Genomic DNA, 1,626 nt, shown 5'->3' on the forward strand with positions numbered 1-1,626 from the left:
GGCCGTTGCCGAGCACAAGGCTGGCGATCACACCGGTGAGTGCAATGCCGATCGTCGCGCCGATACAGGCGACGAGACGCTCGCGCAGCGTCGCGCCGGCAAGAATGGGAACAAAAAGGCGGAAAGCCATGAGGTCGAAAACTCTGCCGATATTCCAGGGGAAGTCGAAAATGTGCTGATCGCACCGCAATGACGCGGCATCGCTGAATTTGAAAGCCAAACTGATCCGGGAAACTGCAATTTGAGGGAATAGAATTCCGCTACGCAGCCGCTGCTGCGGTCAGGCCGCGCGAAATGTCGGCCTTCAGGTCGTCGACGTCCTCGAGGCCGATCTGCAGGCGGATCAATGGACCCTCATAGGGGGCCTTCGCGACAACGCGGTCGCCGAGCCAGACCGGCACGGCAAGGCTCTCATAGCCGCCCCAGGAATAGCCGAGGCCGAAGATTTGCAGCGCGTCGAGAAAGGCGTGCTGCTGCTTTTGTCCGCCGCCGGCAAGCACGATGGAAAAGATGCCGCTCGATCCGGAGAAGTCCCGCTTCCACAGTTCGTGGTCCGGGTGGCTGGGCAGGGCCGGGTGGAGCACGCGCGCCACGCCCTTCTGGCCTTCGAGCCAGGAGGCGATGGCAAGCGTGCTGCGCTGATGGTGTTCGAGGCGCACGCCCATGCTGCGCAGGCCGCGCAGCACCTGGTAGACGTCGTCGGGCCCGGCGCAGCAGCCAAGCGTGCAGAAGCTTTCATAAAGATGCGTCCAGCAGCTCTCATTGGCCGACACCGTGCCAAGCAGCACGTCGGAATGGCCGGCCGGGTATTTGGTCGCCGCATGGATCGAGATGTCGACACCGTGGTCGAGGGGGCGGAAATACAGTGGCGTCGCCCAGGTATTGTCCATCATGACGATGGCGCCCGCGGCGTGCGCCGCCTTGGCGATGGCTGGGATGTCCTGCACCTCGAAGGTGTTGGAGGCCGGTGATTCCGTGAACACCACCTTGGTGTTGGGCTTGATCAACGCCGCGATGCCGGCGCCGACATGGGGGGCGTAGTACTCGACCTCGACGCCCAGCCGCTTCAGCATCGTGTCGGCGAAGTTGCGGGTCGGATGATAGACGGTATCGACGATCAGCAGATGGTCGCCGGCCGACACGAAGGCGAGCAGCGGTACCGTCACCGCCGCAAGGCCCGACGGCACCAGGATCGTGCCTGCCGAACCTTCCAGCGCGTCTATGGCGTGGGCGAGCGCATCGGTCGTCGGCGTGCCGCGCGTGCCGTAAGTGTATTTCTGGGTGCGAGCCGCCATTGACGCCGCGTCGCGAAAAAGCACGGTCGAGGCATGCACCACCGGCGGATTGACGAAGCCGAAATAGTCGTGCGGATTGTTGCCCGAATGGGCAAGCCGCGTGTTGATGCCCATCCCGCCGCTAAAGTGCTCGCCGTCTTTCGCCATTCTGCGTCGCCTTGTTTGACAAGCCGCTAGCCATAGTGCGGCGGCATGGACCGTGCAACAGCCACCGTCCGCCAGGAGATGGACTTCGAATATGCCAATTCGTCGCGGCAAAAACAGCGATGCGGGGACAGGATATCAAACGAAAAACCCGCCTGTGCGGCGGGTCATCGGCGCAAATCAGCAC

The 1,626-nt window shown here is 63.2% G+C and carries 1 protein-coding gene; it reads right to left on the bottom strand.

Features of this window, described 5'->3' with window-relative positions:
* Positions 1-260 precede the first annotated feature (260 nt).
* Complete coding sequence (locus EN991_RS35315) at positions 261-1,442, bottom strand: cystathionine beta-lyase (RefSeq protein WP_013532426.1); 1,182 nt, start codon at positions 1,440-1,442, stop codon at positions 261-263.
* Between the last annotated feature and the right edge of the window lie 184 nt (positions 1,443-1,626).

It is taken from the genome of Mesorhizobium sp. M7A.F.Ca.US.005.03.2.1 (assembly GCF_003997795.1).
Classification (GTDB): Bacteria; Pseudomonadota; Alphaproteobacteria; order Rhizobiales; family Rhizobiaceae; genus Mesorhizobium; species Mesorhizobium ciceri.